The sequence below is a fragment of the Peribacillus sp. P4_C12 genome (assembly GCF_056402095.1).
The window spans coordinates 1-1,621 of the sequence record NZ_JBFUIB010000694.1; the positions used below are offsets into that span (position 1 = coordinate 1).

The 1,621-nt window shown below is 31.1% G+C and carries 1 protein-coding gene; it reads left to right on the forward strand.

Features of this window, described 5'->3' with window-relative positions; genetic code table 11:
* On the forward strand, positions 1-202 hold a 202-nt coding region (locus tag AC1DUW_RS28080), incomplete at its 5' end, for an RDD family protein (protein WP_477644086.1).
* Between the last annotated feature and the right edge of the window lie 1,419 nt (positions 203-1,621).

The following is a 1,621-nucleotide window of genomic DNA, read 5'->3' on the forward strand; positions in this document are numbered from 1 at the left end:
GGGTATACGAATAGTAAGGGTTGACGGTAAAAAATTAGGTATAGGTACTATGCTTTTAAGATGTTTAGTTGCTGGAATAGTTTATGGAATCACATTAGGAATAGGATTTATTGTTAGCGCGTTTATGGTTGGCTTAAGAAAAGATCATAGAGCAATCCATGATTTCATAGCTGGTACATACGTGACATCGAATAAACCTTGATTATAAGATAGGCAGCTTAATAGCTGCTTTTTTGTTTGCCGTAATAGTGAAAATAGAAACGAATATTATTATTCTTTGAAAGGCCTTGTTTAACGGGCTTTTTTAATTGGGTGGAGAATATTACTTTAGGAAGTTAGCGTTGTGTGAAATGAAGCAATGTGGATATCAGTATACCTAAGTTATGTTTCTATGACTCATTGTACTCTACAGAATGGGAGAAAAATTTGCTGAGATTAAATAATTAAAATTACATAATACAAAGTATTTATTACATAGAAAACCACGATAGAATACATAATACTCAATGTGCAATGCAATAGTAGTTAAGATATTTCTAATTAGATAAAATTTACATAATACCTCATAGGTAATGAGCTTGATATTACAATTGATTATTTAGAAAATGCTAGCTTGCATAATATTAATCGAGAGAATAAGTATTGGTTTAAGTGGTTAACTATTTATTTGCATGGGGCAATTTATGGCTTTGGAGTGTGCGCAGTACAAGGTTCAAGTGCTAGTTAAAAGCAGTATTGACTGATGATTATGCAATGTCATTAATAAAAAGACTAGCTGAAAATGATATAAATGTACGTTACCTACTACTATTGAAAAGGAAAAAAAATCTTTCAGTATTAGAAGTTATACAAAATGGTATTAGTTAAACGTAGATTATGCTAAGGAATATGGTCTATCGAATACAGAAATTAATAATCTCCAACAGGCACTTATTGAAATTTCTTCAGATGATTTAAATGAAATTGAAAGTGAAACATGATTATTAGAGAAGGAAATACTTATACAAGACGATGTTATTCAAATAGGCGAACTAACAGCGTCAGCTGCTGGTAGACATGCTGCACCGCCTTCAGTATTGGAAAAACTTTAAAAATTGTATTTGGAACCGTTGTCGGGTTGACTGTTGCTACTTTAATTGTTCAAGACATGTATAAATTAGGAGCTTATGCAGCTTGCCACAAATGGGGTAAAAGAAACCTAAAGTAAAACACTAGGATACTGGTATAATATCCGAAACTAAGGGTGAAACACAATGTTTGACATACCTGACTTTTCGAGAGTAAAAATGCTGAAATTATTGATACATACTTTGCTTATATGCATTTTATTAAGCTTAGTTAGTTTAATTATTAATGATATTTTTTCAATTTTCGTTGATGAAAGGATTAATTTGAATTTATTTTTTATTCCAATAATCATGGTTTTTTGGGTTTTGATAGCAATTAAAAAACCAACATACCAAAAATAATTTCAGGATAAGAGTTTGGGCACAATGCTCTTAACCATATTTACGAAAGGCCTTTTGGATTTGAGTCAATATTTTGGACACTAAAAAGTTAAATCTTAAGCTGTATTCCTAATTCGATCTTCAATKGCTTGTRGGGTTTGATAGCCCAAGCT